This is a genomic window from Clostridium sp., assembly GCF_036569345.1.
In the GTDB taxonomy this organism is placed as follows: Bacteria; Bacillota; Clostridia; order Clostridiales; family Clostridiaceae; genus Clostridium_AD.
On sequence record NZ_DATCQT010000002.1, the window covers coordinates 1 to 3,167 of the forward strand.

Annotated in this window: 4 protein-coding genes; 1 reads left to right on the forward strand and 3 read right to left on the reverse strand. The window is 30.8% G+C overall.

Annotation, left to right across the window (positions count from 1 at the left end; translation table 11 throughout):
* The 3 genes from VIM70_RS00020 to VIM70_RS00030 form a co-directional block, all read right to left on the reverse strand.
* Nucleotides 1–462: hypothetical protein (locus VIM70_RS00020; protein ID WP_331942900.1), on the reverse strand; the 462-nt coding region annotated here is incomplete at its 3' end.
* A 944-nt stretch (nucleotides 463–1,406) separates the two neighbouring features.
* The gene (locus VIM70_RS00025) at nucleotides 1,407–1,664 is read right to left on the reverse strand and encodes a hypothetical protein (protein ID WP_331942901.1); all 258 of its coding nucleotides are present in this window, start codon (nucleotides 1,662–1,664) and stop codon (nucleotides 1,407–1,409) included.
* A gap of 551 nt (nucleotides 1,665–2,215) precedes the next feature.
* Entirely contained in the window at nucleotides 2,216–2,764 is a 549-nt protein-coding gene (locus VIM70_RS00030; protein WP_331942902.1) for a hypothetical protein, read from the reverse strand.
* Between the two features lie 169 nt (nucleotides 2,765–2,933).
* On the opposite strand from VIM70_RS00030, the gene VIM70_RS00035 reads away from it, so the two are divergent.
* Nucleotides 2,934–3,167 (forward strand): DUF2935 domain-containing protein (locus VIM70_RS00035; protein ID WP_331942903.1); only part of this gene is annotated, 234 nt, incomplete at its 3' end.

The following is a 3,167-nucleotide window of genomic DNA, read 5'->3' on the forward strand; positions in this document are numbered from 1 at the left end:
AATATTTAATATGTCAAATACATTTTTATTATTAAAAAGTACATGGTTTTTTCCACTAGACTGATCTATACCTATTATTCCATAACCCTTTATAGCGCTAGTAATAGTTGTTATACTATTAAACCAAAATAATTGAAGATTAATTTCCCTTGAAATAGCTATAGCTGTCATAAGAAGGTTAGGATCTCTTTTGTCTGTAGGTCCTAGTATTGCTACTCCACCATAAACAATAGTCTCATTTATATCTTGTTCTAAAATTACAGGTGAAAAATACGCGGCAATATCTATTGCAAACTCAGAAAAGTGCTCTTCTCCAATCACTGATATAGGTTGCTTATATTTTAAACCAAGAGAAATAGCATTTGTGCCGATAACATCTTCAGATAATATAACTCCTTTTACTAAATAGTTTTTAATTGCCCAATCAATAAAGTAATCTGTTCCATAAATCTTTAGTAGCAAGAAGCTAACTTCCAGTTACCTCCTAGCACCTCGGAGGAACTAACATAAGTTGGAAATGAAATGGACAACTTATGTTTGCTAAAGTTTGTCTGAACCACAGTGTGGGCATTTTGAAAAATCTCTTCCAGTGATTTTTTGGATTAACTGAAGTGTTGATATTTTTTCTTTAAATAGTTGAGTTTTATGGTGGCAATGCCACCCGTTTGCCACCGGTCCATAAAATATGATTAGATATACTTAAATAATTGTAGAGCTTAAAAATTATTATATATCCCATATATGGCATTATATCAGTGCTCACAAAGTATTATAAAATATATTTAGATAAGCTAAAATACGAGATATAAATAAACTGCGCATGTTGAGTGTGTGTGTAAATTAACGTTGAAATAACTAGGTTTGACTAGCGACTATCCCTTAAAATATGTCTATATGCCACCCTTAATTATTTTTGGGTGGCAATTATATTTCCAAGAATAGTTACAGTATCATTTTTTATTTTTAAGGTTACATGAGAATAAGTGTCTATAGTGGTGGCTATTTCGCTATGTCCAAGTCTTTCTTGAACATTAATGAGTATTTTAATCTATCCATATTGGAATGTAGATGTAGATAATCCAGCAGAAGATATTGTAGAAGCTTTAACGTTTTATTGTCAAGCCACTATAGTAAAGCTGCTATAAAATCATCAACTGAAAGATTTGGACTTAATAATTAATCATTTTTATAATAACAAAACTGTAGGACTTGATTTTAGGTTAAATGCTATTGCTGTATTGGTCAAAAGGAATATTTATAGAAAATGAAAAAACTAACAATTGCAATTTGGATAAATATATATATAAAGAGTCGTGAAATTTATCCTTTCACGACATCCTTATTTTAATTCATACCATAAATAAAAAACAAGTTTTATTTATGGCTTGTCCAAATTTTAAGAAAGATCAACCACACTTGTTACATTCATGTCTTTTGCACTCATTACATTCATGTCTCTCACATTCATTACATTCATGTCTCTCACATTCATTACGTTCACGTCTTTTGCACTCATTACATTCATGTCTCTCACACTCATTGCGTTCACGTCTTTTGCACTCATTACATTCATGTCTTTCACATTCATTACATTCATGTCTGACGCACTTGTTACGTTGTTGTTTATCATATTCGCTCATATCAGCGTGCCAATAACTATACATAGTATTACCTCCTAGCAGTATCAATTTTTCTAACTGCTACTCTATGTTATTCAGATAAAGATATACTGTGACATAAATAATATAAGGATGAAAGATTATAATGAAGTAAATGAACATAGAGGTGAGTAATACTACGATTACTGTATGAAAATGAGAAGCTTTTGACATTTTCCGTAGTTTCTAAAATTTGACTTCTACTACTTTTAGCTACAATATTATATAATTTCTTCATATTATTGATTTCAATTATAAATGTTCATTTAAACCATAATGGAAATTTAGTGTCAGCTGCGATTTCTGTGTTGTAATAACCTGGATATTCAGAAACATAAGGGGGTCCTTCCCTATAAGCTTCAAATTGACATATATAAGATCTATTTTATGTAGTATGAAGGGTGTAGAAACTGTTCCTAAAGGATATGAAGCTTAGTAATATAAAAAAATTAACAAATAGCCACTCTCTCTAGAGGAGAATGGCTATTAACTATCATTTACTACATTCAAATGCTATACGATGACTGACTCATTTCATAATATTATTGACATTTATATTAATATCCATGATGGTGTCCATGATCGAAATCATGATCGAAATTATGATCGAAATTATGATCGAAAAATCTTCTACGTCTTCTTCTTCCAAGTAAATCGCCAATAAACAGTATCCTGGCTAAATCCCCAACTCCACGTCTGCTAAAGCGACGTCTTTGTCTTATATCATCATAATTGGGATCCTCTCGATGTTCGTGATGTTCGTGATGTTCTTCATCCTCGTCATCTTCGTCATCCTTATAATATTTTTCGTATTTGTCACATACTTCTTTACACATATGATCCATTTCATCATTGCCGGGGCAATACATAGGTCCATAACAGGATATCATCATATCACAATGGTGCTTTACCATGGGATATATTCTGATATAAATTTTAGGATACATGTTTTTTAAGTCTTCATCATTTTCATCATACATAGGCATATTCATCATGGGCATATTCATCATAGGCATATTCATCATAGGCATATTCATCATGGGCATATTCATCATAGGCATACATTGTCCAAGATTTTCACAGTCTTTACAACGGTATTCGTACATAAGTACCCCCAACATAATATTTACAATTTATATTATTCTACTTTTTGGTTTGTTACTATGTTCATATAGATAATATAAGAATATTATTCTTCATAGATTGTTTAACATGTAACTTATTTATACAAATCTCATATACTATATACGTGTATTATTTTTCTGGAGGTAACCAATGTATTGTTATACTTATTTAAACCAGTTTCCATGTACTTTTAATGAACTTCAACTATGGACTCGTATTTCAAGTGAACATACAGATTTTCTTAAGACAGTAGCATCTCTATCTAATGTTAACCTACCGAAGGCTACAGTGGATAATCTTGATGAAATCCACAAAATGTTTTCAGGACTATATAATAAAGTAATATCATTAAAAGGAACCGTAGATAGTAGTCCTTATCTATAT

What these genes read in the sequence shown, in the direction of transcription:
- VIM70_RS00025 (WP_331942901.1), bottom strand. Translation starts at nt 1,664, where the DNA reads ATGTATAGTTATTGGCACGCTGATATGAGCGAATATGATAAACAACAA.
- VIM70_RS00030 (WP_331942902.1), bottom strand. Translation starts at nt 2,764, where the DNA reads ATGTACGAATACCGTTGTAAAGACTGTGAAAATCTTGGACAATGTATG.